The sequence below is a fragment of the Haloplanus sp. GCM10025708 genome (assembly GCF_042663985.1).
Classification (GTDB): domain Archaea; phylum Halobacteriota; class Halobacteria; order Halobacteriales; family Haloferacaceae; genus Salinirarus; species Salinirarus marinus.
Genome location: NZ_JBHSZA010000011.1, coordinates 2309845 through 2336218 on the forward strand (window position 1 = coordinate 2309845; position 26374 = coordinate 2336218).

A 26374-nucleotide genomic window follows, 5' to 3' on the forward strand; every position below is an offset into this window, starting at 1 on the left:
CGTCGACCCCTTCGTTTCGACTGGAAGTGCTGACGTGTCCGAAAGACGGTTCACACAGCAGATGCGGACGAAAGGGATCGACTCGACGGGCTAACAGACGTTCTTGGGCTCGACGCCCATGGATTCGAGCGTCTCGACGTAGTGGTCGTAGGCCGCTTCGACGACGGTTCGCGCGATGGTTTCGGCGCGGTCCCAGTCGTCGTCGGTCTCGCAGACGTCGTCGAGGAGGGCGACGGCGCGGTCGTAGTGGTCGTCGACGTCCGCCCGGATGGAGCGAAACGTCTCGGCCGAGGAGGGGTCCGCGTCGCCGACGAAGAAGCCGACCATCTGGGAGACGGTCTGGCTCTCGACCAGCGACTGGCCGAGGAGGCCGGCGACGCGGGAAACGGTGTCGTCCTGTCCCGAGAGCACCTCGTACGTCGGGCGGTGGGCGTCCGGCAGCCCCTCGTCGGAGTCGATGGCGTCGCGATGGTCTTCGCTGTCGGCGGCGGCGTCCTCGAAGAGCGCGGCCGCGTCGGCGTCGTCCTCGCTCTCGGCCCAGTCGGCGAAAAGGCGCGCCGTCGTCTCGGCGCTGTCGTCGGCCGCGGCCCGAACGGCGGGGCCGACCATCTCGCCGTCCGTCAGCGCGTAGAGCCACTTCGAGGAGCCGAGTCGCGAGAGTTCGGTTTCCATGTCGTCCCGCAACCGTTCGGCGAACGTCGTTCCGTCCATGAGGACGGCTACGGCCGCCCGGCGTTTGTAAGCATCGCCAAAAAGCGGCCGGGGACGATTCCCGTCACGCGGGGGCGGCCGGTCGGCGGTCGTGGCGTCGAGGCGGCGCTGGATCGACCGCGACGGCGTCGACCGGGCGGTTACTCGTCCGCGTCGCCCGTCTCGACGGGCGCGCCGACGAGGTTGCCCCACTCGGTCCACGATCCGTCGTAGTTGATGGTGTCCTCGTAGCCGAGGAGTTCGTGGAGCGCGAACCAGGCGACGGAGGATCGCTCACCGATGCGGCAGTAGGCGACGGTCGTCCCCTCACCGTCGATGCCTTCCTCGGCGTAGAGCTGCTCGATCTCCTCGCGGCTCTTGAACGTCCCGTCGTCGTTGGTGACCGCGGCCCACGAGATGTTCTTCGCACCGGGGATGTGGCCGCCGCGCTGGGCGGTCTCCTGAAGTCCCGGGGGTGCGAGGATATCGCCACGGAACTCCTCGGGCGAGCGAACGTCCACGAGGGGCAGACCGCGGTCGATGGCGTGTTCGACGTCTTCGCGGTAGGCGCGGATGCTCTCGCGAGGCCCGGACGCCTCGTAGTCGACGACCGGGAAGCTCGGCACGTCCTCGGAGAGCGGGTAGTCGTTGTCGAGCCAGTAGTCGCGGCCGCCGTCCATCAGGCGGACGTCGTCGTGGCCGTAGTATTTGAACTGCCAGTAGGTGTAGGCCGCAAACCAGTTGGAGTTGTCACCGTACAGGACGACGGTGGAGTCCTCGGTGATGCCGTGACTCCCCATCAGCGCCTCGAAGTCGTCCTTCGAGAGGATGTCGCGCGTGGTCTGGTCTTGCAGGTCCGTCTCCCAGTTGAAGCCGATGGCACCGGGGGCGTGGCCCTCGTCGTAGGCCTCGGTGTCGACGTCGACTTCGACGAGTCGATAGTCCGGGTCGTCGCTCTGGAACGAATCGAGGTTGTCCTCGACCCAGTCCGCCGAGACGAGAACGTCCTTCGCGTACTTTGACATAGCACTCACCCCTTCGCACTCGGGGTCCATAACTCCCCCAGTGACGGCATGAACGACCCATCCTCCGACGTGGAGGCAACATTTACCACTACCTGTCGAGCCGAGAAATCCGGGGTGTCGTGGGCGGGGGTCGGGGGCGGATCTGAGGTAGTATTTGCCGATATCGGTGACACGATCGAACGCCGCAGTCCGAACGGCGCGGATGGGGTGGCAATTAAACCGGGCGGCGACGTACGCCGGGACATGAACGAACACGCGGTCGTCCCGGCGACGTGGGTCGAATCCCGCCTCGACGCGGTCCGCGTCGTGGACGTCCGGGACGAGTGGGAGTACGACGGCATCGGACACGTTCCCGGGGCCGTCAACGTCCCCTTCGATCGATTTCGGAGCGAAGCGCACGCGGCCGAGCGCGACGACGAGGATGGCGCGAGCGAGGAATGCTCCCTGATCCGGACGTCTGGAACGACCTGCTGTCGACGGCGGGCGTCGCTCCCGACGACGACCTCGTGGCCTACGACGACGAACACGGCGTCTTCGCCGCGCGCTTTCTCGTGACGGCGCTGCTGTACGGCCACCCGCCCGAGAAGTTGCATCTCCTCGACGGCGACTTCAGCGCCTGGAGTCGCGAGTACGAGACGAGTCGCGAGACGCCGACCGTCGAGGAGACGGCCTACGAGGCGTCCCGAATGGCGGCGTCGGCGTCGCCGCTCGTGGACTACGAGACGGTCCGCGACGCCCTCGACACCGACGCCGTCGTCGTCGACACCCGTGAACCCTGGGAGTTCGAGGAGGGACACCTCCCCGGCGCGGTCCAGCTCGACTGGCGCGAACTCGTCGACGAGGCGAGCCGAGGGCTGAAACCCCGCGACGAACTCGAATCCATCCTGCGCAGGCGGGGGATTACGCCCGACCGACGGATCGTCCTCTACTGTAACACCGCCCGGCGCATCAGCCACACCTTCATCGTCCTCCGGTATCTGGACTACGACGACGTCGAATTCTACGAGGGAGCCTGACGGAGTGGAAAGAGCGGGGCGGGCCGCTGGAGAGCGCCGAGTAGTCAGTCCTCGCGCACGGGCACGTCGTGGAGTTCGTCGGCGAGGAGGTCGGCCGTCTCGGCACCGAGAGCGATGACGAGCGGGCCGGCGACGATGCCGATGGTCCCGAAGGTGAGGAGGCCGCCGACGAAGCCGACGAAGTAGAGGCTCCCGGGGAGTCCCGTCGTCTCGCGGGCCAGTCGCGGCCGGACGAGGACGTCCGGAAGCCACGCGACGACGACGCCGCCGACGACGAGAATCAGGACGGCCATCGACGACTCGCCGACGGAGAGGTGATAGAGCGCGATTCCGAGGAGGAGGATGCTCGGGCCGACGATGGGGAGAAACTGGAGGACGGCGGCCACCGTCGCCAGCGCGACGGGCGTCGCGTACCCGAAGCCGGCGAAGACGGGCAAGGCGACGACGAACGTGCCGAGCGCCGTCGCCGCCTGCAGGACGTAGATGGCAAAGAGCGTCGACTGGGCGCGTCGGTCGTAGGCCCACAGGACGTCGTGATAGCCCGACGGGACGGTCGCGAGGACGGCCCGTCGCGCCTCCCGTCGCCGGTGTAGGAGGGCGAAGACGGCCATCACGAAGACGGCGAGTTTCAGCGCCAGTACGGGGACCTGCTGTGCGAACGACCGCGCGAGGACGCGGAGCGTCGCCCGCGTGGTCGCGAGGACGTCCGAGACGGTCGCGACGTAGGTGAAGCCGAAGGCGTCGAACGCGATCGTCTCGGGCAGATCGGTGATGAACGCGAGGAGCGCGTCGAGCCGAACCGCGAGGACGACGATCAGCGGAGCAGCGACGGCGAGGAGCGCGACGAACGCCGTCGCCGTGGCCACGGCACTGGCGACCCACGGGGAGAGACCGCGGGCCCGCAGACGCGTCCGGAGCGGCGAGAGCAGATACGCGACGGTGACGGCGAAAAACACCGTCCCGAGGACGTCGGCCAGCACCACCGCGGTGGCGACGGCCAGCAGGACGAGCACCCCACCGAGGACGTGATGGCGACGCGTCACGGTTTTTCCACCCGCGGCAGCACCAAAACCGTTTGCACGGCGACGTCCGGGAGCCCTCCGACGAACCACGCTCGTGACGGACGACCGGGCCCACCCGCAGTCTTAAGTCCGTACGACCGGTGATTCGCGTATGGAGTACACTCTCGCCATCGACGAGGAGCCCGAGACGATACCCGGAGGGACGGGACTCCTCCTCTTGCACCCGAGCATCGGCGAGACCGACCGCATCGACACGGATTTCCTGAAAGTCGACACCGACCACTTCCTCGTCATCTCGACGCGGACCACGGCCCGAGAGGTCGAGCAAAAGCTCGAACATTACGACGTCGACGAGTCACGCGCCGACATCCTCGACACCCTCTCGGTCGACCGGGGCTACTCCCGACGGCCGTCCGACCGCGTCCACTACGTCGCCGCGCCGGACGACCTGGACGGCATCCTCACCAAGACCCGGGCGTTTCTGGAGACCCACGACGGCAAACGGCGCATCAGCGTCGACTCCCTCACCGAGATGGCGTACTACGCGGACGAGGACCGGGTCCACGACGCGACGGAGGCCCTGCTCGATCTCCTGGCGGAGTTCGACGCCGTGGGGCTGTTCCACCTCTCGAAGGAGGTCCACGACGAGGAGACGCTCCAGCGGTTCCGGAAACTGTTCGACGGCGTCATCGACCTCGACGTGGACGGGAACGTCGACGTCGACTTCGCCGGTCGGGCGTGAGCGAGAGCGAGAACGGGGACGCGAGCGAGAATGAGAACGGGGGCGCGAGCGAGAGCAGGAGCGTGAGCGGGAGTTGCGGGTCCGAACGCGCTACTCGAGTTGCGCGAAGGTTTTCTCGGCCCACTTGACGGCGTAGGGTGCGCCGTGATCGCGGTACGCCGCCGTGTCGAGCGCCGCGAACGGCGACGGCAGGTCGAGGCGGTGTTTGATGGCCGAGCAGGCGAGTTCCGTCGCGTCCGCGAACGACGTCTCGCCGCGGGCGACGGCGCGAGGGAGGCTTTCGACGCGGTCAGTCAGCCGTTCGCCCGCGTCGGCCCACGCGTCGTGAAGTCGCGGGTAGTCGTCGTCCCAGTCGGCGAAGACCGGACGCGTTCCCAGGCCGACCCACCCTTCGTACAGCGCGGCGGCGGTCTGGAAGACGCCGGCCGGGCCGAGGGGGACGCGCTCGTCGAGGTCGGGGTAGCGGCCGTCGAAGAAGGGGAGAAACGACTCCGGGACATCCTGTCCGAGCTGGACGAACGCCTCGGCGAGCAGGAAATCCAGGAACGCGTCGGGCGTCCCGCTGGCCCGCGCTTTCACGAGAACGATCGGTGGGGCCGTCTGGCGCGTCCACGTCACGGTGCCGTCGCTCGGGAGACCGATGGTGAAATCCGATCCCGCGTACCGGTGGAGGAGACGCGGGGCGTCCTCGGGGACCCACTCGGCGGGGTACGTCGCCGGGTCGAGCGACTCGACGAGGAGACCCAGATCTTCGGCGGCGGCCGGCGGGAGCGTCTCGAAGTCGGTGTCGACGTCGAGGACGAGACAGTCGGGAGCGTGGGCCGCTCGCACGTCCGCGAGATCGTCCGGGAGCGTCCGCCGGGAGAACATTACCCGAGGAGGGTCGCTGCCACGAGGAGGATCGCGAGGACTGACGATGCACCCACCGTACCGACGACGATCTTGGTGGCTCGACTCATGATTCGACACTCTGTGCGACGGCGCTTAAACCCTTCAGTCTCGGTCGCCGGGCCTCGGAGCCGTCCCGAAGGGGACGGTTTCCGGTGGAGTCGAAACGGGACGGGCGGACGGTCAGCGGCGTCGAACGGGGTCATAGAACGGAAACGGAGGGGTTCCGACGGGAGCGGGCGGTCAGTCGTCGAAAGGGGCGGTCAGTCGTCGCGCCACGGTTCCGAGACTTCGATGACGTAGCGGCCGTCTTCCTGGAGCGAGATGATGTACTCCTCGCGGTCGTAGAGTTCCATCAGGTTCAGTTCGTACTGGCCGCGGTCGACGATGCGGATGGATTCGAACTGCTCGTTGAGCTCCGCACGGAGGTCGGCGAGGTCGGGGGCGTCGTCCGCGGGATCCGTGGCTGCTTCGTCGGACGGAACGGCGTCCGCAGCCTCGGCGAGTTCGTCGGGCGTGACGACGTCGCGTCGCGCGTCCGCCTGCGCGGTGTCCTCGGTGTCGTCGACGTCGGGAGGGGAGGGTGGGCGAGGGGAGGCGGACGGAGCGGACGAGTCGTCCGGCGCGTCGGCGGTTCGTCCGCGGACCCAGTCGCGGACCGAGGCGTTCGCCTTCGAGGCGAGCCCGTCGGTCGCGGCGTCGGGTTCAGGGTCGGGCGCGGCGTCGGGGTCGAGATCCGCGGCAGACGTGGAGGACGCATCCGTCTCGGCCGCTTGGGCGTCGTCCGACACCGAACCGGGGTGGAACTGGAACTTGTTCCCACCGCAGTCGGGACATCCCGAGAGCATCTCCTTGGAGCCGTCGGGGAACGTCCGCCCGCAGTTCGTGCACTGGTGGGGCATCTATTTTCGGGAGACGAGCGCGCTGATGAGGTTCTCGTCTTTGTGGAGCGTCTCGATCTGGTTCGCCGGACCGATGACGGTGAGTTTCTTCGTCGACTCGCGACCCATCAGGCGGTCGAGGAAGCTACGGTCGGCCGTCTGCGAGCGTGGATACGTCTCGATTTCGATGCCGTTGAACTCGTCGGGGCTGATCTCGGTCATCGTCACCTCGATGAGTTTCGACTCCTCGTCGGGCGTGAGTCCTTCCTCCAAGATGACGATGTTCCCCTCGCGGACGCCGTCGAGGATGAGGCGGATCTTCTCCATGCTGGCGAGGTTCTCCATGCGCGCCCCGCTGATGAGGTCGATCTGAACGCCGTCGACGTCGGTTGGGGTTGCTTCGGGCATCGTCATCACCCGAAGTACTCCGCGACCTTGTCGTACACTTCGTCCATGTTGTCGCCTTCCAGCGCCGAGAGCGGCACCGTCTCGTGTTGGGGGAAGGCGTTCTCGATGCGGCCGACGTTCGACTCGTCCAGGTCGGTCTTGTTGGCGAAGATGAGCACCGGCAGATCCTGGCTCTCGATGATGCCGATGAGCATCGTGTTCACCTGCGTGAACGGATCCTTGGTGCTGTCGAGGACGTAGATGACGCCGTCGACGTCCTCGCGAAGCCAGTGCATCGCCTCGGCGACGCCCTCGGTGGCCTCGCGCGAGCGACGGACCGCGTCCTCTTTCTCCAGGTCGTGATCGAGAAACTCCTTGTAGTCGACCTTCGTCGTCACGCCCGGCGTGTCGACGATGTCGATGGTTACCGACTGGCCGTTGCGCTCGATCTCGACGTTCTCCTTGCGGCGGGCGCGACGCGTCTCGTGGGGAATGTGACTCTCGGGACCGATGGCGTCGCCGGTCCAGTCCCGAGCGATGCGATTCGCGAGCGTCGTCTTACCCGCGTTCGGCGGCCCGTAGATGCCGATGCGTTTCGGGTCGCTCTCCGAGAACAACCGATCTGTGACGCGAGTGATGCTATCTTTGAGGTTTGTGAGCAGTCCCATCCTGTCCTCCCGCACCTCCCGATTTCGCGTTCGCGGAGGGCGTATGCGCGAAGAACGTTTTTGCGATCACTTAAGTTTGCGTCAGACATCTATCTCGTAGAAGACACGTCTGGTGCGTAGCAGGCGCGTCCGGAGAACGAGAGCAACTGACGAGCCGGCGGATTGTCAGGGAACGAGACCGGCGGGGATCGGAACGACGGCGTCGAACGGACTGTCGCCGATAGGGAATTGCCGTCGAAGAGGCGAGTCCGTGTCGTGTCCGCCCGTCGGCCCCCCACCCCTCCGTTTCGAGTGGAACGCCCCCTCCACCCGACGCCGCGCCGAGCCGACTTCGCTAGCGACCCTTTTCTAGTAGATACGAAGAGATGATTAAAACAGCTATCCCTGCAGTACAGGTCCATTTTGACATCTGGGGTCATAAAGGTTCGCCTCTCTAGCCAGCCGCTGACCCCCTACCCCTGTTCACCCGTTCCACCCGAAACGAAGGGGTGGGGGGCGAGGTGTTGGATTCCGTACAGAAGACACGACCCGTCGGGTGTCTCTGTCGACGCGTGTTCCGGGAGTCAGTTCGGCGTCCGAGAGGTGTCCGACTGTCACCTTCCTGGGCGGTCAGACCCGCCGACCGTGGAATCGGGAGACGCCACCGACGCCGGCGACCGGAGGGCAACCTTTTTCTACCAACTCCGCCTCTGTTTCGCCTGCATCATCTGGACGCGGCCGCCCCCGTCGAAGGAACGGTCATCCGGGTAACGCCGGTTTCACCGGGGGTACGGCCGCGTCCTCCACCTGAAACGAGGGGGTGCTCAGATGGACAAAGACGACACACAATCGGAGGACGACATTGGAATCGGCTCGCTCGCGAGCGGCGCGAGCGGCGTTAACGGAAACGAGGGGCGTGATCGGACGACCGACATCTCGCGGAACGTCGACATCGACGTCCTCGACGAGGAAGACGAGAGCCGCGGGCTCTTCGACGACCTGTTGTCGGGCGAGCCGATCTTCGAGAACAAGGAGGTCCTCCGGCCGTCGTACACTCCCCACGAACTCCCGCACCGCACCGAGCAGATAAACCAGATGGCGACCATCCTCGTCTCCGCGCTGCGCGGCGACACCCCCTCGAACATCCTCATCTACGGGAAGACGGGGACGGGCAAGACGGCGAGCGCGAAGTTCGTCAGTCAGGAACTCGAATCCACCTCTCAGAAGTACGACGTCCCCTGTGAAGTCGAGTACATCAACTGCGAAGTGACCGACACGCAGTATCGCGTCCTCGCCCAGCTCGCCAACAAGTTCGTCGAGAAAAACGAAGCGGTCATCGGCGACCGGCTGGATCAGCTCCGCGAGTTGTGCGAGTCGGCCCGGGACGACCGGTCCCGCCTCGACGAGACCGACTTCGACGCCGTCGGCGACGTCGAGGATCGGATCGAGACCCTGGAGTCAGACCGCGAGGAGATGGAGGCGGTACCGATGACCGGATGGCCGACCGACCGCGTCTACAACTCCTTTTTCGAGGCAGTCGACTACCACGAACGCGTCGTCGTCATCATGCTGGACGAGATCGACAAACTCGTCGAGAAGTCCGGCGACGACACGCTCTACAACCTCTCGCGGATGAACTCCGAACTCTCGAACTCGCGTATCTCCATCATGGGTATCTCGAACGACCTGAAGTTCACCGACTTCCTCGACCCGCGGGTGAAATCCTCGCTCGGCGAGGAGGAGATCGTCTTCCCGCCGTACGACGCCAACCAGTTGCGCGACATCCTCCAGCACCGCGCCGACGTCGCGTTCAAGGGGGCGCGCTCACCGACGACGTCATCCCGCTGTGTGCGGCCTTCGCCGCCCAGGAACACGGCGACGCCCGCCGCGCTCTCGACCTCCTGCGCACCGCGGGCGAACTCGCCGAACGCGGCCAGGCCGACACCGTCGAGGAACGCCACGTCCGCCAGGCACAGGACAAGATCGAACTCGACCGCGTGGTCGAAGTAGTACGGACGCTCCCCACGCAGTCGAAGATCGTCCTCTTTGCCATCATCCTCCTCGAGAAAAACGGCGTCCACAACATCAACACCGGCGAGGTGTTCAACATCTACAAGCGCCTCTGTGAGGAGATCGACGCCGACGTCCTCACCCAGCGACGCGTCACCGACCTCATCTCCGAACTCGACATGCTCGGCATCGTCAACGCCGTCGTCGTCTCGAAGGGCCGCTACGGCCGAACCAAGGAGATGAGCCTCTCGGTGCCCATCGACGAGACGGAGGCCGTCCTCCTCTCTGACTCCCGTCTCGGCGACATCGAGGAGGCACAGCCGTTCGTGCAGGCCCGGTTCGACAACTGATCGCCTGGCGACGGTTCCGATTTCACGTCGCGGCCGGCGAGCGGTCGACCGCCACGAGGCTCGCCCGGTCGACGGAGACGCCCGCCCACATCGGCGCGTCCGTCGTGACGCCGGCGAACGCCAGTCGGATCCAGCCGAGATATGGAATTCTGACGCGGGCGACGCCCGTAATCCACTCCGGTCGAATCGGGTCGGCGGCGATGCCGTTGACCTGGTCGTAGCTCGGGTTGTTGTCGCCTTTCGTGATGAACCCGGCGTTCGGGGCCGGACAGTTCGGTAGCTCCGAACAGCTCTCGGCACCGAGATACGACTCGTCGGCCTTGCCGTACCAGTTCTCCCCTTCTCGACCCAGAAACGGGCGCGATGGATGATCGGCGCGCCGTTCGATCCGGGGGTGTCGTAGACGACGACGGAGCCGTAGCCGCCGAATTTACGGTAGCCGACGCGTTCGCCGTTCCGGTGGGTGACGACGCCGGTGTCGCCGTGGGCGGCGTCGGGGGCGAACCGCCCCGGTTCGGTGACGAACACGAGGTCGCCACGGTGCATGTGTGGCTCCATGCTCCCGCTCTCGACGGCGACCATCGGCGGCCAGATGCCACTGATGGAAAACAGGAGGAGGCCGACGAAGGCGACGGCGGTCACGCTCACCACGAACTCGCGGACGACCATCAACGGCCCTCGCTCGGCCGTCCGCAGTCGACCCAGCAGATCGGCGCTCGACTCGCCCGACGGCTGCTCCGGCGGCCGCCGACCGTCGTCGGAACTCATTGCCATCCTTTCTTCGTCCCCGGAGTTGAAGCTTCTGGGTTCGGGATATCGGAGCTTTCGGCACGCTTTTTTCCCGCCCCGTCTATTCCTCTCTGTGCCTCTCGAGACGCCGTCGCGCATCGTCCGCGAACTCGCCCGCCGCGGATACAACGCCGAACGCGAGGCGGTGACGCTCATCGCGTCGGCCGCCGACCCGGCGACGGCCCTCGGACGCGCCGTCGAGGACGCTCCCGACGACGCACTGCGCCTCACCGCCGAGGACGTCAGGACCGTCCTCGAGGCAGATTCGCTCGCGGCGGACTCGCCGACGTCGCCGGCCGCCGGCCCGTCGTCGACCCCCGCTGTGACGCCGGATTCGTCCGCGACCGCCGACTCGTCCGCGACCGCCGACTCCCCTCCCGAGTCGGGTCCCACGGGAAACGACGGTACGACCCACCACGGGGCCGACGAACGCGACGCTCACGCCGAGCAGCCATCGACGCGAGACCCCTCCGTTTCGACTGGAACACCTCCCGATACGTCCCCCGACGAAGCGGGGGTGTTCCACCTGAAACGGAGGGGTCGTGGGAGCGGTCGTCGACCGCCGAGCGCCGGTCCATCGAGATCGAAGGCGACGTCACCGGGCGGAGCACCGGGACGGGGAGTACGAGCAGTTCGTGACCGTCTTCCGCGACCGGTACGAGCGCCTCTCGAAGCGCCTCCGCGGGCGCGTCAATCACCGACCCGCCACGGCGATCCAGGAGATGACCGGCGGCAGCGACGCCTCGATGGTCGGCCTCGTGAACGACGTCCGGTCGTCGGCCAACGGTCACTGGATCGTCGAACTGGAGGACACGACCGGCGTCTTCCCTTGTCTCGTCACCAAAGACCGGGACATCGCCGACCAGGTCGACGAACTCCTGCTGGACGAGTGCGTCGCCGTCGAGGGCACGCTCGCGGACGACGCGGGCATCCTGTTCGTGGACTCGCTTCACTTCCCGGACGTCCCCCGTACCTATCGCCCCACGACGGCGGACCGCCACGTCCAGGCGGCCCTCATCTCGGACGTCCACGTCGGCAGTCAGGAGTTCATGGCCGACGCCTGGCATCGCTTCACCGACTGGCTACACACGCGCGAGGCCGAACACGTCGAATACCTCCTCATCGCCGGCGACATGGTCGAGGGCGTCGGCGTCTACCCCGACCAGGACGAGGAGCTCGACGTCGTCGACATCTACGACCAGTACGAGGCGTTCAGCGAGTACCTCAAGGAGGTGCCCGGCGACCTCGAAATCGTGATGATTCCGGGCAACCACGACGCGGTCCGGTTGGCCGAGCCCCAACCGGGGTTCGACGAGGAACTCCGATCGATCATGTCCGCCCACGACGCCCGCATCACCGGCAACCCCTCCACCGTGACCGTCGAGGGCGTCTCCGTGTTGATGTACCACGGCGTCTCGCTCGACGAGGTCATCGCCGAACTCCCCGAGGAGAAAGCCAGCTACGGCGACCCGCACAAGGCGATGTATCAACTCCTCAAGAAACGCCACGTCGCCCCGCAGTACGGCGGACACATGCGGCTCGCGCCGGAGGAGAAAGATTACCTCGTCATCGACGACGTCCCCGACGTCTTCCACACCGGCCACGTCCACAAACTCGGCTGGGGAAGTACCACAACGTCCTCGCGGTCAACAGCGGGTGCTGGCAGGCACAGACCGCGTTCCAGAAGAGCGTCAACATCGACCCCGACGCCGGATTCGCCCCGATTCTCGACCTGGATACGCTGGAGCTGACCGTGCGGAAGTTCGTCTGAGTCCCGCCCGGCCTACCGCGGGTCACAGCCGTACCGCACCGTCGCCTCGCCGTCGAACCGCGGTCCCATCCCGCGTCGTTCGAAGCCGGCGGCCTCGGCGGCGTTCTGGATGCGGTCGTTCGTTTCGGGAACGAGGAACTCGACGGACATCCCCTCGCTCGCGGCGAACCGTACCGGTTCGGCCAGCAGTCGCTCACAGGCGTCTCGCGATCCGGCGAGCTGTGTGACGTGGACCGTGGTGTCTTTTACGTCGTAACTGACGAATCCGAGGTGATCCGTCTCGGCCGATTCGGCGTCGGCGTGGGGGCCGGCGTCGGTGCCCTCGCGGATGGCGACTCTGACCGTCCGGTCGTGGATGAGATTCCGGAGCACGTCCGCCGGGATGTCCGCGATGGATGCGAGGTCCTCGGCGTCGGATTCGACGGCGTCGCGTACCTCCATGTCGGCTCTTTCGTCCCGCGCGAGTTAAATATCCGCCCCGAGACGCGGGCTTTCGACCCAAGTGAACACAGTTATTAGCGTCCATCTCGCTATCCCTTTCCATGTTTGAGTACTGTACGCAACAGGAGGACCCCGGATGCGCGTAGTCGCGAAGTTCGGGGGCACCTCGCTCGGGAGCGGTGACCGGATCGAGCGTGCCGCCGACACCGTCGCCAAGGCGGTCACCGAGGGCCACGAGATCGCCGTCGTCGTCAGCGCGATGGGTAGCACGACCGACGACCTCCTCGACGAGATCACGTTCTCGGCCGAGGACTCCGACCGGGCTGAGATCGTGAGTATGGGCGAACGCATCAGCGTCCGGATGCTGAAGGCCGCGCTCTCGGCCCGAGGCGTCGACGCCAAGTTCGTCGAACCCGGCAGCGAGGACTGGCCGATCATCACCGACGAATACGGCGAAGTCGACGTTGAGTCGACGATGGCGCGCGCCGACCAACTCGCGTCGGAACTCGACGACGTCGTCCCCGTCATCACCGGCTTTCTCGCCCAGACCATCGACGGCAAGGTGACGACGCTCGGTCGGGGCGGCTCCGACACGACGGCCGTGATGCTCGGGAAGTTCATGGACGCCGACGAGGTCGTCATCGTCACCGACGTCGAGGGCGTCATGACGGGCGATCCGCGCGTCGTCGAAGGCGCTCGAAACGTCGCCCGCATCACCGTCGACGAACTCCGAAATCTCTCGTTTCGCGGGGCCGAAGTCGTCGCCCCGAGCGCGCTCTCCTACAAGGACCAGGACCTCACCGTTCGGGTCGTCCATTACCAGCACGGCGACCTGCTCGCCGGCGGGACGCTCATCGAAGGCGAGTTCGAGAACCTCATCGACATGCAGGAGGAGCGCCTCGCCTGCCTCACCGTCGCGGGGCGGGCGCTCCGCAACCGGCCGGGCATCCTCGCCGAACTCGCGCAGGCGCTTCGGGGGCCGACATCAACATCGACGCCGTCGCCAGCGGCATGGACTCGGTCACGTTCTACGTCAACGAGGACGTCGCCGAGGAAGCCGAGTTCGTCCTCCACGAGAAGGTCATCGACGACGACACGCTCTCGTCGGTCACCGTCGAAGACGAGTTCGCCATCATCCGCGTCACCGGCGGCGAACTCCCGAACCGCCCCGGCATCATCCTCGACATCGTCCAGCCGATCTCGGAGGCGGGCATCAACATCCACGACATCATCACGAGCGCCACCTCCGTCGCCATCATCGTCGCTTGGGACGACAGGGAAGAGACGCTCGAAATCGTCCAGGACCAGGAGTTTTAGCGACCTTCGTACAGCCGGGTTCCGATTCGCTCCGGTAGCCCCGCCGTCTCGATCGCGTCGACCACCGCGTCGACGTCGTAGTCGACGCGGCGTTCGTCGACCGAGCGCGAATCCAGATCGACCACCGCGTAGGCCGCTCGCGGGTCGCCGTCGCGCGGTTGGCCGACGCTCCCCGGATTCATCACGATCCCCTCGTCGAAGACGCGGTGGCCCTGCACGTGGGTGTGACCGGTCACGAGGACGTCCTCGCCGTCCAGCATCCGCGGCGAGAACTCGTCGGGATAGGTGTAGCGGTCCGGATCGTCGGGGTGGCCGTGGACGAGTTTCACCCGGCCGTCCACGGCGGTGCGCTCGGCGGGGAGGTCCGCGAGCCACGCGAGGGCGTCGTCAGCGAGGCGTCGACGCGTGAACTCGACGCCCGCGCTCGCCATCGAGTTGAACCGGAAGCCGGTGTCGCTGGCGACGGCCCGGTCGTGGTTGCCCATCACGGTCGGTATCTCGCGGTCGCGGACCGCCGCGACGCACGCCGCCGGCCACGGGTTGTAGCCGACGACGTCGCCGGCACAGACCAGTCGGTCCACGGGCGGCATGTCGTCGAGGACCGCTTCGAGCGCGATGCGATTGCCGTGGATATCGGAGACGACGCCGACCTGCATGGGGCGGCGTAGGGACTCGGGACGTTAGTCTCCGTCGCCGTTGACGACGGCCGTGGCGACCCCGTCGTCGACTTCGACGCCCGCCGCACAGACGGCGTGTTCGTAGTCCAGGTCGTAGACCTCGCGGGCGGCCGCCGCGGCGTTCGTCGCCCCGAAGTCGACGGCCCGCGGCCGGTTCTCCTCGTAGGTGGCGACCAGCGTCGGCTCGCCGACCCGTTCGACGAGGAGGGCGTCCTCGCGGACGATGCCGACGGTGGCCGTTTCCGCCTCGACGACGCCCGCGATGCGCGGCGTGTCGTAGTCGTCTTTCTCGTAATCCAGCGACAGGAGGGCGGTGGCGAGGGCGTCGCGCGGCGGGTAGCCCAGGTCGAGTTTCTCCGCGATGGGGTCGACCTGCGACCCGTTGCCGACGACGGCGCGGCCGTCGCTCTCGCGGACGCAGTTGTACGAGATGTAGGGGTTGTCCGTCTCGGGGGCGTCCGCGGTGGGGGCGACGGTCAGCGTGCCGTCGCGGTCGGTGACGTGTCGGTTCGGAAACGACCGCGAGGAGACGCGGTAGGCCCCGATGCCGGGGCCGACGACGATGAATCGGCCGACGTACATACACGGTACTGCATAACTCGTCCACATATACGTGACGATATATGCACGAACGAGGGTGTGGACCGGTGTCACACGCCCGGTCGAACGCGCAACGCTTACATGGGGCGGCGAGGTAGAACGGAGTGGAGTTCCATGGGGTTGAGCAATCCGGACGGATTGCGATGCGCATGGGACGAACGAAGTGGAGTCCCATGGGGTAGTGGCCAATCCTGTTGCCTTCTGGGGGCAACGACCCAGGTTCGAATCCTGGTGGGACTACTTCCTCCGGCGGTCGATTCCTCAGCGCCGCCCGAACCGACGTAGCGGGACGGTCTCTCACCGCCTTCGTCGCGAAACGGGGCGTTCTTCTCCGGGCCGGGCCGTCACTCGCGGCTGGCGAGCGGCGAGTCCGGATTCGCACACGCCTCCCGGCCGCAGACGCCGGCGTCGTCGCCGGCGCGTTCGACGCCCGACGCGAGCCGACCGAGTTCCCACGCCGCGTCGTGGCCCGTCTCCGTGCGGTGGATCTCGATCGCGGTTCGGGCCGCTCCGAGGGTCGCGAACGTCTCTTCGAGGGCGCACTCCGCGCAGACGACAGTCGCGCGTGGGTCCGTCATCGCTCGGCGTAGCTTCCGCGACGGAGTAACGCCGTTTACCTGAACCGACCGACGAGCGTCCCGCCGAGGACCAGCGCTATGCCGCCGAGGACGCCGACGCCCGGCACGTTGACGCTCATCCCCGTCAACGGCACGCCGAGCGTGAACCCGAGGGCGCTCGGCCCGGGGATCGTCACGCCGACGCCGACGACGGGGATTTCCAGCCGAATCCCGCCGTCGTCGGCCGGGGCGGTGCTCTCGACGGACGCCGCGTCGTCGGACGGCGTTGCGGTGGAATCGGCGTCGCTCGGGCGGTCCGTCGCCGCCGGCTCCGCCGTCGCTGTCGCCGTGGCCGTCGCGGTCGACTCCGGCACGACGGTCCGTCTCAGGATGTGTTCGGTCCCCGTCGCGTCGAGGACGCGAACGCGGACCGTCGTCGGGCCGTCGGCGGGTTCGAGGCGCGTCTCGAACGGGATTCGCGTCTCCGTCGGGCGACCGTGGTACGGGACGGCGACGTCGACGATTCTTCCTGTCTCCTTCGAGACGGTTTCGACGGTCACGTCGCTGACCGCTCCCCTGAGGACGACGCCTTCGACGTACACGCCGTCGTCGGTCCGCGCGGTCGCGGATTCGTCGAGATGGACCTCGGGGACGGCGAAAGAGGAGAGCCGGACGCCCTGGGTGGTGGTTTTCCCCGAGTGGTCGGTCGCCGTGATCAGTAGCGCCTCCCGCGGCGTGCTCACGACGCCGGTGAACTCGGCGCGCCGACCGGACCGATCCGGTTCTCGGTCCTCCGTCGCCAGCAGGACTCGCCGATCCGTGACGCTGGTCTTGCCGACGGTGACGGACTTCAGTTGGACGTCGTCCTCGGCGTAGCCGGTGACGCGGATGCTCGACGCCGAGAGCCACTCGACGTCGGTGACGGTGACGTTCGGTGCGCGGTTGTCGCGCGCGACGAGTTCGACCTCGTACGTCTCGACGTTACCGAGTTCGTCGCGGGTCGTGACGGTGACGACGTTCGTCCCGTAGCCGAGGAAGATGGATTGCTCGAACGATTCGCCGGGTTTCAGATCGTACACGTCGTGGACCGTTTCGGCACCGAAACTGTACGACCGCTCGATGCGGATCGACGAGACGTTCGACTGGTCGAAGACGCGCCCGGCGAGCGTGACGCTCGCGTTCGAGAGGACGATCCGGTCCGGCTTCGCGGCGTCCCGGTTCCGGAGGAACGGCGACGTGAACCGGACTTCGGGCCCGATCGCGTCCTTGGTTATGGTGGCCTGGACCGTGCTGGTCGTCTCCGCGTGAGCGACGACCGTCAGCGTGTGATCGCCGCTCGACAACTCCGGGGTGACCGTGTAGTCGCCCCGGTTCCCGTTCGGGTCGAACGTCTCGACCGTCCTCCCGTCGATTCGAACGGAGACGACGCCGATGTCGGTTTCGGCCGTAGCCGATACCTCGAGTTCGGGATTCGACGCCACGCGAATCGAGTTACCGTCGGTGATCGTCGACCCGTCTGCCCGGAGCGTGATGGTCGGTCCACTCGCGTCCGCGACGGCGATTCCCGACCCGGCGAGGGCATCGCCACCGTCGCGGCCACGAGCGCCATCACTGCGATGGTCGTCCCGTGAGACACGTACACGGAGTCCATTCGCAGGATCACTTAAAGATGCTCCGGGCTAATTATCGAAACTGATTCGCGTGCTCGAACGCCCACGTTGAAATGGCTCAGACCACAACTGGGACTGTGTCCGAACACGACGAGTCCCCGCCGGACGGCGTAGACGACGCGCCGACCGTCTCCTGTCGCCGCTGCGGCCGCGAGTGGTCGCTCGGCTACGAACTCGACGAGTTGCTCGTCGGCAACCAGGCGGTGACGCAGTTCGCGCTCGACCACAAACGTCACACGGGGCATTTCCCCGACGACGTCGAGACGTGGCGCGCCACCTGCGAACACTGTCCGGACGGCGTCGAGCGCCTCTCCGAGGAGGCCGTCCACCGGTGGGCCGAGACGCACGCCCGACACACGCGACACGCCGTCGCCGTCCACCACGCGACGGCGGACGAGACGACGATCGTGAACGCCGAGTGAGAGGTCGCGCGTCGACCGCGCCCAGCCAATATAAATGCATCCGCCGTCACGTGTACATATGCAGTCTGTCGACGGCGTTCTGGAGGAGCAGTAGAGACGCTCCCGTTCGAGTTCGCGGTCCTCGACGCCTCAGGGACCATCGTCTACACGAACCTCCAGTGGCGGGAGTTCGCCCGCGAGAACGACCTCGTCGGCGACCCGAGCACGCTGGGCGAGAACTACCTCGACGTGTGCGACGCCGCTGCCGACGCCGGCGACGAGGACGCCCGCGAAATCGCCGCGGGCCTCCGGGACCTCCTCGCCGGCGACGAGGAGTCGTTCTCGTTCGAGTACCCCTGCCATTCGCCGACGCAGCGGCGCTGGTTCCTGATGTACGCGGCCACCTACGCGGTCGGCGGGGAGCGCTACGTACAGGTGAGCCATCTCGACGTGACCGACCGCAAGGAGAGCGAACTCGCGGTCGAGCGCCGGAACGAGCGGTTACGGACCGTCGCGAGCGTCCTCTCGCACGACCTCCGCAACCCGCTGACCGTCGCGCAGGGCTACCTCGATGCGCTCTCCAACCGGGTCGACGGGGCGGAGATGGAGCACATCCGCACCGCGCTTACCCGGATGAACGACATCATCTCGGACGCGCTGATCCTCGCGCGGGAATCCGAACCCGAAGCGCTCGAAGTCGTGACGCTCCGCGACGCCGCCGAACGCGCGTGGGAGCACGTCGAGACGCGCGGCGCGGCCCTCGAGGTCACCGGATCGGTCGCGTTCGAGGCCGACCGGAGTCTCCTCGGCAACCTCTTCGAGAACCTCTTCCGGAACGCCGTCGAACACGGTTCGACGAGCAGTCGGGACGCCCCCGACGAACGCGGTGCGACGCGCGGTCAGAACGCGGCGGCTCCGGCCGACACCGTCGAGTACGAGGTCGACGTCACCGTTCGGGTCGGTCCGCTCGACGACGCCCCCGGCTTTTTCGTCGAGGACGACGGCCCGGGCGTCCCCGAGGACGTCCGGGAGTCGGTGTTCGAGTCGGGCTTTACCACGCGAAGCGAGGGCGGCAGCACGGGTCTCGGGCTGACTATCGTGTCCGCGGTCGCCGAGCGACACGGCTGGACCGTCGACCTCACGGAGTCCGCGGACGGCGGTGCGCGCTTCGAGGTCAGGGCGTGACCCTCGTCGACGGCTGACACCGGTCGGGCCCAGAAGATATATCCTCGGCCTGCGCTGTTTCGACCGTGTTCGATCCAGGGTCGGCCGTCGCGGCGGCGAGCGAGCACCGCTCCGATCGGTGGCTCTACGCGTGGGCGCTCGGCTACGCCGCCATCGGTGCCGCGTCGCTCCTCGTCCCGCTCTACGCCATCGAACTGGGTGCCGATCCGTTCGTCGCGAGCGCGCTCGAAGCGACGGCGGGACTCGCGGGCGTCCCGGGGCGCTCATCTGGGGGCGACTCGCCGACCGGACCGGCCAGCGCCGCACGTTCGTCATGGTGACGCTCGTCGGTACGGGACTCGTCCTCGCCGCGTTTCCGTTTCTCTCCGACCTCGGGTCGGTGTTGGTGGCGAACGGCGTGCTCTGGTTCGTCGTCGCCGCCGCGACGCCCGTCGTCACGCTGTTCATGATCGAGCGCGTCCCCGAACGGGAGTGGGAGACGCGCATCGGTCTGCTGAACGCCTACCAGCGCTACGGCTGGGTCGGCGGTCTGGTCGTCGGGTCGGTGTGGATCGGTGCCGTCTCGATCCGATACGGCGCGCTCTTCGCCCAGCGCACCTTCTTTCTCCTCTGTGCCGTCGCCTCGCTGGCGGCGGTGCCGCTGGCGTTCTACTGGCTCCCACCCGAGGCGACGACGTCCCCGGCCCGCGTCGCCCGGTCGACGCGAGTCCTCGCTCGCACGATCCTCGGGAGCGGCCGGTACGTGAAACTCGTGCCGTACGCGCCGTCGCGGGCCATCTTCTCGATACGGTCTCTCGGGATGCGTCGCTTCCGCACCCGCTATCCGCCCGCGCTCCGCCGGTACCTCCTGACCGCGTTCGTCTTCAGCGTCGCGTTCTCCGTCTTCTTCGGCCCCGCGCCGGCGTATCTCACGTCGCTCGACTACCCCTCCGCGACCATCTTCGCGTTCTTCATCGTCTCCAGTCTGGCGAGCGCCGTCGCCTTCGTCCCCGTCGGTCGGATCACGGCTCGAATCAGCCCGCAGCGCCTGCAACTCGGCGCGCTGAGCACCCGGGTCGTTCTGTTCCCCCTCGTCGGCCTCGTCGGCCTCCTCGCGTCGCCCGCGCTCCGCGCCGTCGGCATCGGCGTCGTCTTCGCCCTCGTCGGCCTGACGTGGGCCGTCGTCGCCGTCACCGCCGCCGGCCTCGTCTCGCGCATCGCACCGGCCGACGTCCGCGGCGAGGCGCTCGGCCTCTACGCGGCGCTGTCGGGACTCGGGGGCGGTATCGGCGGCATCACCGGCGGCTTGCTCGCCCACACGTTCGGCTATCGGCTGGCGTTCGTCGCCGCCGGCCTCCTCGTTTTCGGGAGCATCCTCGTCCTCCTGTCGGCGGGTATCTCCGTCCCGCCGTCGGGGGCGGCCCCCGCCGCACCGACGAGCGACCGGGAGCCCTCGACCGGCGAGTGATCGGGGCCAGAGTTATCTCCCGGACCGTGGAACGTCCGATATGGTCGTCCGGACCCACCCCTGCGTTCGGTGTGGCGACGACGTCGATCCGGGGCACGTCTACTCCGCCGTCGACGTCCTCGACGCGGAGGGCGAACTCCACGTCATTCTCTGTCGGGAGTGCGGGTCGGAGCTTCGGGAGTTTCTCGCCGGCGAGGGCTGACGCCGCGACGCCCGGTCACTTCTCCACGTCGAGGAGGGCGACCCGCTCGCGGACGATCGCCGGGAGGTCGCCGTCCGTCGCCGCTATCTCGGCGTCGCTCACGTCGAAGAAGTCCCGGACGCGGGCCGGATCGTACTCGCCGAGCGTCGGTGCTGGGTCGACGACGTCGAGCGCGTCGGCGGCGGCGTTTTCGTCGGCCTCCTCGCCGCCGGCGACGAGAATCACCGTCGGCACGCGCCCCTCGCCGACGCCGAGTCCGAGCGCGTCGTCGATCTGCCGGCGGCCGGCGGCGTAGAGGAGAATCTCCACCCCTCGGTCGCGGGCGACGTTCTCGTCGCGGGCGATGGCGCGGTCCGCGAGTTCGACCGCGCGTTCGAGATGTTCCCGGCCGACGAGGTAGCGGGCGTCGAACGCCTGGATCGTGACGCCGAACGACTCGGCCACCTCGTCGAGTCGCGAGAGGAACGCGTCCAGGTCGTCTATCTCGGCGACGCCCTCGACCAGTCTCACTCGAAATCACCCAGGCTGGCCTGGTCGCTCGACGCCTCGCTGGCGGGCGCGAACGTCGGATCGGGCGTCGCCTCGGCGTCCGCTTCGACGTCGTCCATCGAGGGGTCCTGTCGCCCCGCGTTTTCGAGGACGTTTTCGGCCGTCTTCCGTCGGCCGCGCAGCGCCGCGAGCACGGTCGATTTGTCCGCCTCCCGGAGATCCGCCCGCGTCTCGATGCCCGCCTCGAAGAGGCGACGGGCGCGCTTTCGCCCGACGCCGCGGACGCCCGCGAGGTCGATGAGTTCCTCGCGAACGCCGTACTCGACGCGCTTTTTCGCCTCCCTGACGCTTACGACCGACCCGAGGTCGAGTTCGCCCGCGAGTCGCTCGGCCGCCGACAGCAACCACTCCGCGGTGTCGACTTTCCCGCGCACGTCGCCCGGACCGACGCCGTAGCGTTCGGTGATGCGGTCCTCGTCGATTTCGCTCGCCCAGTCCTCCAGCAGTTTCGCCGTCTTCAGCGACGCCAGCCAGTCCTCGAAGCGGACGTCCTCGAACTCCGAGGGGTCGGGCCGAGCAGTTCGCTCTCGCGTTCGTAACAGAGTTCGGTGTACGTCTCCCGGTCGCCCGACTTGAGATAGAGTTCGTACATGTCGGGCGTCCGGGCGACCAGGTGGTAGAGGCCGAGCGGCGACGGGTCGTCGGCGTCGCGGAGGCCGTCGACGATCTCGGCGGCGCTCATCGGGTCGAGATAGAGGCGGGAGACGGTGTGGCCGAGGCCCGTGGCCTCGATGCCGTCGCCGTCGCGTTCGACGAAGTCGTTGGCTTCGAGGTAGTCCAGCACGGTGTCGGTCACCGATTCGAGGTGGCTCCGGTCGTCGGTCTGGGTCGCGTAGAGCGTCTGGTCGAGGAACTCCAGCAGTCCCTCGCGCGACCGGGCGAACCCCGAGGCGACGGTCGCCAGCAGGTGTGTCCGCAGGGCGGGTTCGGCCGCCAGTTTCGACTGCACGGGTTCCGGATCCGCCCAGACGTACCGGTCGAACAGTTCCTCGCGGGTCTCGTGGTCGCTGGCCAACAGGACCGCCTCGCCGTACGGATCGAGGCCGGGCCGCCCGGCGCGACCGCACATCTGGTGAATCTCGAGGGCGTCCAGCGGTTTCATGCCGCCGAACTCGCCGTCGTACCGCCGCCAGTCGCGGACGATGACCCGCCGACTCGGCGTATTGACGCCCGCCGCCAGCGTCGGCGTCGCGCAGATGACTTTCAACAACCTCTCGCGGAAGGCGTCCTCGACGAGACTCCGGTGTTTCGCGGCGAGGCCGGCGTGGTGGAAGGCCGCGCCCTTCGCCACCGCCGCCGCGAGGTCGTCGCTCGTCTCGGTGTCGGAGACGTCGCGTATCTCCTCGGCGAGGTCCGATAGCTCCGAGCGCTCGTCGGGCGTGAGATAGTCGGCCGTCACGTCGCCGAGGCGGGTAGCCGCGGCCTCGGCGTTGCGCCGGGAGTTGACGAAGACGAGCGTCGATCCGCCCTCGTCCAGCGTGTCGGCGACGAGCGCCGGCGTCTGGCGCTCGTTCCGGCCGACCGGTACCTCCCGTTGGCTCCCGTCGTCGAACGAGATGGCGTCGCCGTAGTGGACGCCCATCCGGAGGAGATGGGCCGCCAGTCGGAGTCGACGAGGGCGGCGTCGAGCCAGTCGGCGATCTCGCCGGCGTTGCCCACCGTCGCCGACAGCGCCACCACCTGCAGGCCGGGGTTGACGCGCCGGAGTTTCGCCAGCGTCACCTCCAGCGTCGGGCCGCGGTGTCTGTCGTCGACGAGGTGGACTTCGTCGGCGACGACGCAGGTCAACTCGTCGACCCACGGAGCGCCGTTTCGCACCAGTGAGTCCACCTTCTCGCTCGTCGCGACGACGATGTCACAGGACGACAGCCACTCGCCGTCGGAGTCGTAGTTGCCGGTGGAGACGCCGACGTCGACGCCGAACGCTTCCCAGCGCTCGAACTCGGCCTTCTTCTCGCTGGCGAGGGCGCGCAGGGGGACGATGTAGAGCGCCTTCCCGTCACGCTGGACGCTCGACAGCATGGCGAGTTCGGCGACGAGGGTCTTGCCGCTGGCCGTGGGGACGCTGGCGACGACGCTCTCGCCGTCGGCGACGCCGCTCTCGACCGCTTCGGCCTGTGGCGGGTAGAGTTCCTCGATCCCCTCCTCGCGGAGGAACTCGGGAACGCCGGGCGGCAAACCCGGGATGTCCGCGGGGGTCATTGCAGGGTCTTGGCGGGTCCCGGCGTTTAAACTGTCGGGTCGGGCCCGTCGCCCACAAGGATATGTGTCACACGCCCCAACCACGACCATGCGAGTCGAGTTCGACCGCGACACCTGTATCGGGATGTTCCAGTGCGTCGAGGAGTGGGCCAAGTTCGAGAAGGACCCGGACGCGGGGAAAGCCGACCTCGCCGGAGCGAAGGAGAGCGAAGCGGACCTGTTCGTCCTCGAAGTCCCCGAAGGCGAGGAGATGGACGCCGAGTTCGCCGCGCGGTCGTGTCCCGTCGACGCCATCCGCGTCTACGATGACGGCGAGCAGATCGTCTGAGTCGGCGCTTCGTGACCGCTCGTGTGGCGGCCGATCGCCGACCGCCGTCGCCAGCGCCCGTCGGGACTACTTCCACCTCGCTTCGCCAAGCCTTAACCGCGATGGCGACCAACTCCGGCCAATGGCGGCCTCCGAGGACGTCGCGTACGTCGAACATCCGCTGTTGACCGAGGAGTTCATCGAGCGTCGACTGTATCAGACCCGTCTCGCGGACACGGCGCGAGAGGCGCACACGCTGGTCTGTCTCCCGACGGGTCTCGGCAAGACGACGGTGAGCCTCCTCGTGACCGCCGACCGCCTCCACGAGACGGGGGCAAGGCGCTCTTTCTCGCGCCGACGAAACCGCTGGTCCAGCAACACGCCGACTTCTACCGCGACGCCCTCACGATTCCGGACGACGAAATCGTCGTCTTCACCGGCGACGTCCGCCCCGACGACCGTGCCGACCTCTGGGACGACGCCCGCATCGTCATCGCGACGCCACAGGTCGTGGAAAACGACCTCATCGGGAGTCGGGTCTCCCTGCGCGAGGTGACCCACCTCACCTTCGACGAATGCCACCGCGCCACCGGCGACTACGCCTACGTCTACATCGCCGAACGCTATCACGCCGACGCCGCCGATCCCCTCGTCACGGGCATGAGCGCCTCCCCCGGCGGCGACGAGGAGGCCATCCTGAACGTCTGTGAGAACCTCGGCATCGAGGAGGTGGAGGTGATGACCGAGGAGGACGCCGACGTCGACGACTACACCCACGACACCGACGTCGAGTGGGAGGAGATCCAGCTCCCCGACGAGATCCTCGACATCCGCGACGCCCTCAACGACGTCATCTCCGACCGCCTGGAGAAACTGAAGGAGATCGGCGTCACCTCGAAGACGTCCCCCGACATGTCCGAGAAGGAGATCAACCGGATGCAGGGCCAGATCCGGGACCTGATGGACAACGACCAGTCGGAGGGATACACCGCGATGTCAGTCCTCGCGGAGGTGCGTAAACTCCGGACGGCCGTCACCTACGCCGAGACCCAGAGCGTCGAATCCCTGCGACGATATTTCGAACGCCAGCGCAACGCCGCCCGTTCCTCGGGCGCGTCGAAGGCGAGTCAGCGTCTCGTCTCCGAACCCAAGGTCAGGGAGGCGATGCGCAAGGCCGAAAGCTTCGACGCCCTCCACCCGAAGTTCTCGCGGACGCGCATCCTCCTCGCACAGACGCTCGGCATCCAGGGGGAGTCGCGTCATCGTCTTCACGGAGTCGCGGGACACCGCCGAGGCGCTGACCGACTTCCTCTCGGAGAGTTTCGACGTCCGGCGGTTCGTCGGGCAGGGAGATAGGGAAGGCTCCGACGGCATGACCCAGAAGCAACAGCAGGAGGTCCTCGACGACTTCCGCGCGGGCGAGTTCGAAGTCCTCGTCTCCACCTCCGTCGCCGAGGAGGGGTTGGACGTCCCCGAAGTCGATCTCGTCCTCTTCTACGAACCCGTGCCGACGGCCATCCGCTCCATCCAGCGCAAGGGGCGGACCGGCAGGCAGGACGAAGGGAGGGTCGTCGTCCTCATGGCCGAGGACACCCGCGACGAGGCCTACTTCTGGATCTCTCGCCGCCGCGAACAGGAGATGGAGGACGAACTCCGGGCGCTGAAAGGCGTCGCCGACGAGATGGCGTCCGAACTCGACGACGACCAGCAGCAACTCGGCGCGTACGACGGAGCGAGCGACGGTGACGACACCCCGAACGACGCCGACGGGTCGCCGCGGGCCGCCTCCGACGGAGCCGGGCCGGCCCAACCCGGGCTGACCGACTTCGGAACGCCGGACGCGGACGATTCGGCGGACGCCGACGGCACGGCCGCGGCCGAGCGTGACGGAGCGGCCGCCGACCCCGGCGACGACGCCGTCGTCGCCACCGCCGAAGGCGAACTCGACGCGCTCGAAATCGTCGTCGACCAGCGCGAACTCGACTCGACCATCGCCCGCGACCTGTCGAAACGCGACGGCGTCGAGACGCGTCTGGAGACGCTGTCGGTGGGCGATTACGTCCTCTCGGACCGCGTCGCCGTCGAGCGAAAGACCGTCTCGGACTTCCTGGACACGCTCACCGGGGGCGATCGCTCCCTGTTCGATCAGGTGGGCGACCTCTCGCGGCATTACGCCCGGCCGGTCGTCGTCGTGGAGGGGACGGACCTCTACGGCGAGCGGAACGTCCACCCGGACGCGATACGCGGTGCGATGGCGTCTCTCACCGTCGATTTCGGCGTGAGCGTCCTTCGGACGGAAGACGAGGGCGACACGACGGACCTGCTGGCCGTCGTCGCCGGGCGCGAACAGACGACCCGGGACCGATCGGTCAGCGTCCACGGCGAGAAGAGCGCGAAGACGCTGGCCGAACAGCAGGAGTACGTCGTCTCGTCTATCGCCGACGTCGGTCCCGTCACCGCCCGCGCGCTGCTCGAACGGTTCGGGAGCGTCGAGGCGGTGATGACCGCCTCGGAGGAAGATCTGCTGGAGGCGTCCGGCGTCGGCGAGGTGACTGCCGAGCGCATCCGCGACGTCGTCGGCAGCGACTACTGGGGACGATC

At 67.6% G+C, this 26374-nt stretch carries 21 protein-coding genes, 1 tRNA gene and 7 pseudogenes; 14 read left to right on the top strand and 15 right to left on the bottom strand.

From position 1 onward, the window contains the following. Positions 1-90 precede the first annotated feature (90 nt). Complete coding sequence (locus tag ACFQJD_RS16115; protein WP_379799612.1) at positions 91-711, bottom strand: transcription antitermination protein; 621 nt, start codon at positions 709-711, stop codon at positions 91-93. Between the two features lie 140 nt (positions 712-851). Then, a complete protein-coding gene (locus ACFQJD_RS16120; protein WP_379799614.1) occupies positions 852-1715 on the bottom strand; it encodes a sulfurtransferase in 864 nt (287 codons plus the stop codon). A 243-nt stretch (positions 1716-1958) separates the two neighbouring features. Here ACFQJD_RS16120 and ACFQJD_RS16125 point away from each other — a divergent pair. Beyond that, positions 1959-2775, top strand: a pseudogene (locus ACFQJD_RS16125) (sulfurtransferase). Here the strand turns inward: ACFQJD_RS16125 and ACFQJD_RS16130 are convergent. Then, on the bottom strand, positions 2776-3774 hold the full coding sequence (locus ACFQJD_RS16130) for an AI-2E family transporter (protein ID WP_379799616.1): 999 nt from the start codon (positions 3772-3774) through the stop codon (positions 2776-2778). Positions 3775-3904: 130 nt separating this feature from the next. Between ACFQJD_RS16130 and ACFQJD_RS16135 the strand changes: the two genes are divergently transcribed. Next, positions 3905-4495, top strand: a complete 591-nt coding sequence (locus ACFQJD_RS16135) for a DUF7090 family protein (protein WP_379799617.1) — start codon at positions 3905-3907, stop codon at positions 4493-4495. A 90-nt stretch (positions 4496-4585) separates the two neighbouring features. On the opposite strand, the gene ACFQJD_RS16140 is transcribed toward ACFQJD_RS16135, so the two are convergent. The 4 genes from ACFQJD_RS16140 to ACFQJD_RS16155 form a co-directional block, all read right to left on the bottom strand. Continuing rightward, a complete protein-coding gene (locus ACFQJD_RS16140; RefSeq protein ID WP_379799619.1) occupies positions 4586-5365 on the bottom strand; it encodes a DUF7089 family protein in 780 nt (259 codons plus the stop codon). Between the two features lie 281 nt (positions 5366-5646). Next, positions 5647-6285: a Zn-ribbon domain-containing protein gene (locus tag ACFQJD_RS16145; protein WP_379799621.1), complete on the bottom strand. Its 639-nt coding sequence runs from the start codon at positions 6283-6285 to the stop codon at positions 5647-5649. Then, entirely contained in the window at positions 6286-6672 is a 387-nt protein-coding gene (locus ACFQJD_RS16150) for a DUF2073 domain-containing protein (RefSeq protein WP_379800569.1), read from the bottom strand. Positions 6673-6677: 5 nt separating this feature from the next. After that, positions 6678-7319, bottom strand: a complete 642-nt coding sequence (locus ACFQJD_RS16155) for an Era-like GTP-binding protein (protein WP_379799623.1) — start codon at positions 7317-7319, stop codon at positions 6678-6680. Between the two features lie 624 nt (positions 7320-7943). Between ACFQJD_RS16155 and ACFQJD_RS16160 the strand changes: the two genes are divergently transcribed. After that, positions 7944-8069: a hypothetical protein gene (locus ACFQJD_RS16160; RefSeq protein ID WP_379799625.1), complete on the top strand. Its 126-nt coding sequence runs from the start codon at positions 7944-7946 to the stop codon at positions 8067-8069. Positions 8070-8126: 57 nt separating this feature from the next. Then, a pseudogene (locus ACFQJD_RS16165) lies at positions 8127-9658 on the top strand (Cdc6/Cdc18 family protein). Between the two features lie 22 nt (positions 9659-9680). On the opposite strand, the pseudogene ACFQJD_RS16170 reads toward ACFQJD_RS16165, so the two are convergent. After that, positions 9681-10366: pseudogene (locus tag ACFQJD_RS16170) on the bottom strand (S26 family signal peptidase). A gap of 154 nt (positions 10367-10520) precedes the next feature. Between ACFQJD_RS16170 and ACFQJD_RS16175 the strand changes: the two are divergent. Further along, positions 10521-12218 (top strand): annotated as a pseudogene (locus ACFQJD_RS16175) (DNA-directed DNA polymerase II small subunit). Between the two features lie 12 nt (positions 12219-12230). Here ACFQJD_RS16175 and ACFQJD_RS16180 read toward each other — a convergent pair. After that, positions 12231-12659: a hypothetical protein gene (locus ACFQJD_RS16180; protein ID WP_379799627.1), complete on the bottom strand. Its 429-nt coding sequence runs from the start codon at positions 12657-12659 to the stop codon at positions 12231-12233. A gap of 136 nt (positions 12660-12795) precedes the next feature. Between ACFQJD_RS16180 and ACFQJD_RS16185 the strand changes: the two are divergent. Then, positions 12796-13976 (top strand): annotated as a pseudogene (locus ACFQJD_RS16185) (aspartate kinase). Here ACFQJD_RS16185 and ACFQJD_RS16190 read toward each other — a convergent pair. Then, the gene (locus ACFQJD_RS16190) at positions 13973-14632 is read right to left on the bottom strand and encodes a metallophosphoesterase family protein (RefSeq protein WP_379799629.1); all 660 of its coding nucleotides are present in this window, start codon (positions 14630-14632) and stop codon (positions 13973-13975) included. The pseudogene ACFQJD_RS16185 and the gene ACFQJD_RS16190 overlap by 4 nt on opposite strands. Before the next feature lie 24 nt (positions 14633-14656). Next, positions 14657-15235, bottom strand: a complete 579-nt coding sequence (locus ACFQJD_RS16195) for an IMP cyclohydrolase (protein WP_379799630.1) — start codon at positions 15233-15235, stop codon at positions 14657-14659. Between the two features lie 185 nt (positions 15236-15420). Between ACFQJD_RS16195 and ACFQJD_RS16200 the strand changes: the two genes are divergently transcribed. Continuing rightward, positions 15421-15493: transfer RNA gene (locus ACFQJD_RS16200), tRNA-Gln, on the top strand. A gap of 104 nt (positions 15494-15597) precedes the next feature. On the opposite strand, the gene ACFQJD_RS16205 is transcribed toward ACFQJD_RS16200, so the two are convergent. Both ACFQJD_RS16205 and ACFQJD_RS16210 read right to left on the bottom strand, forming a co-directional pair. Next, positions 15598-15831, bottom strand: coding sequence for a DUF7542 family protein (locus tag ACFQJD_RS16205; protein WP_379799632.1), 234 nt, complete (start codon positions 15829-15831; stop codon positions 15598-15600). A 35-nt stretch (positions 15832-15866) separates the two neighbouring features. After that, a complete protein-coding gene (locus ACFQJD_RS16210) occupies positions 15867-17291 on the bottom strand; it encodes a hypothetical protein (protein WP_379799634.1) in 1425 nt (474 codons plus the stop codon). 266 nt (positions 17292-17557) lie between these two features. Between ACFQJD_RS16210 and ACFQJD_RS16215 the strand changes: the two genes are divergently transcribed. The 5 genes from ACFQJD_RS16215 to ACFQJD_RS16235 all read left to right on the top strand — a co-directional run bounded on the left by ACFQJD_RS16215 (position 17558) and on the right by ACFQJD_RS16235 (position 20715). Next, complete coding sequence (locus ACFQJD_RS16215; RefSeq protein WP_379799636.1) at positions 17558-17902, top strand: hypothetical protein; 345 nt, start codon at positions 17558-17560, stop codon at positions 17900-17902. 138 nt (positions 17903-18040) lie between these two features. Beyond that, positions 18041-19066 (top strand): sensor histidine kinase, encoded by a 1026-nt coding sequence (locus tag ACFQJD_RS16220; RefSeq protein WP_379800571.1) that lies wholly within the window; start codon positions 18041-18043, stop codon positions 19064-19066. A gap of 65 nt (positions 19067-19131) precedes the next feature. Continuing rightward, the gene (locus ACFQJD_RS16225) at positions 19132-19386 is read left to right on the top strand and encodes a hypothetical protein (protein WP_379799638.1); all 255 of its coding nucleotides are present in this window, start codon (positions 19132-19134) and stop codon (positions 19384-19386) included. After that, positions 19383-20513: an MFS transporter gene (locus ACFQJD_RS16230; RefSeq protein WP_379799640.1), complete on the top strand. Its 1131-nt coding sequence runs from the start codon at positions 19383-19385 to the stop codon at positions 20511-20513. Before ACFQJD_RS16225 ends, ACFQJD_RS16230 begins: the two co-directional genes overlap by 4 nt. A 40-nt stretch (positions 20514-20553) precedes the next feature. Continuing rightward, positions 20554-20715 carry a hypothetical protein gene (locus tag ACFQJD_RS16235; RefSeq protein ID WP_379799642.1) on the top strand — a complete coding sequence of 54 codons (162 nt, stop codon included), beginning with the start codon at positions 20554-20556 and terminating at the stop codon, positions 20713-20715. A gap of 15 nt (positions 20716-20730) precedes the next feature. Here ACFQJD_RS16235 and cgi121 read toward each other — a convergent pair whose 3' ends face one another. Both cgi121 and ACFQJD_RS16245 read right to left on the bottom strand, forming a co-directional pair. Further along, positions 20731-21225 carry a KEOPS complex subunit Cgi121 gene (cgi121, locus tag ACFQJD_RS16240; protein WP_379799644.1) on the bottom strand — a complete coding sequence of 165 codons (495 nt, stop codon included), beginning with the start codon at positions 21223-21225 and terminating at the stop codon, positions 20731-20733. Beyond that, positions 21222-23466 (bottom strand): annotated as a pseudogene (locus ACFQJD_RS16245) (ATP-dependent DNA helicase). Before ACFQJD_RS16245 ends, cgi121 begins: the two are co-directional and overlap by 4 nt. 88 nt (positions 23467-23554) lie before the next feature. On the opposite strand from ACFQJD_RS16245, the gene ACFQJD_RS16250 reads away from it, so the two are divergent. Both ACFQJD_RS16250 and ACFQJD_RS16255 read left to right on the top strand, forming a co-directional pair. Next, positions 23555-23794, top strand: coding sequence for a ferredoxin (locus ACFQJD_RS16250; protein ID WP_379799646.1), 240 nt, complete (start codon positions 23555-23557; stop codon positions 23792-23794). A 121-nt stretch (positions 23795-23915) separates the two neighbouring features. Continuing rightward, a pseudogene (locus ACFQJD_RS16255) lies at positions 23916-26363 on the top strand (DEAD/DEAH box helicase); the annotation flags it as partial. Positions 26364-26374: the final 11 nt, after the last annotated feature.

Coding starts and splice junctions, on each gene's coding strand:
- ACFQJD_RS16145 (WP_379799621.1), bottom strand. CDS start 6,285: ATGCCCCACCAGTGCACGAACTGCGGGCGGACGTTCCCCGACGGCTCC.
- ACFQJD_RS16150 (WP_379800569.1), bottom strand. CDS start 6,672: ATGCCCGAAGCAACCCCAACCGACGTCGACGGCGTTCAGATCGACCTC.
- ACFQJD_RS16115 (WP_379799612.1), bottom strand. CDS start 711: ATGGACGGAACGACGTTCGCCGAACGGTTGCGGGACGACATGGAAACC.
- ACFQJD_RS16190 (WP_379799629.1), bottom strand. CDS start 14,632: ATGCAGGTCGGCGTCGTCTCCGATATCCACGGCAATCGCATCGCGCTC.
- ACFQJD_RS16140 (WP_379799619.1), bottom strand. CDS start 5,365: ATGTTCTCCCGGCGGACGCTCCCGGACGATCTCGCGGACGTGCGAGCG.
- ACFQJD_RS16250 (WP_379799646.1), top strand. CDS start 23,555: ATGCGAGTCGAGTTCGACCGCGACACCTGTATCGGGATGTTCCAGTGC.
- ACFQJD_RS16120 (WP_379799614.1), bottom strand. CDS start 1,715: ATGTCAAAGTACGCGAAGGACGTTCTCGTCTCGGCGGACTGGGTCGAG.
- ACFQJD_RS16135 (WP_379799617.1), top strand. CDS start 3,905: ATGGAGTACACTCTCGCCATCGACGAGGAGCCCGAGACGATACCCGGA.
- ACFQJD_RS16195 (WP_379799630.1), bottom strand. CDS start 15,235: ATGTACGTCGGCCGATTCATCGTCGTCGGCCCCGGCATCGGGGCCTAC.
- ACFQJD_RS16155 (WP_379799623.1), bottom strand. CDS start 7,319: ATGGGACTGCTCACAAACCTCAAAGATAGCATCACTCGCGTCACAGAT.
- ACFQJD_RS16235 (WP_379799642.1), top strand. CDS start 20,554: ATGGTCGTCCGGACCCACCCCTGCGTTCGGTGTGGCGACGACGTCGAT.
- ACFQJD_RS16205 (WP_379799632.1), bottom strand. CDS start 15,831: ATGACGGACCCACGCGCGACTGTCGTCTGCGCGGAGTGCGCCCTCGAA.
- ACFQJD_RS16180 (WP_379799627.1), bottom strand. CDS start 12,659: ATGGAGGTACGCGACGCCGTCGAATCCGACGCCGAGGACCTCGCATCC.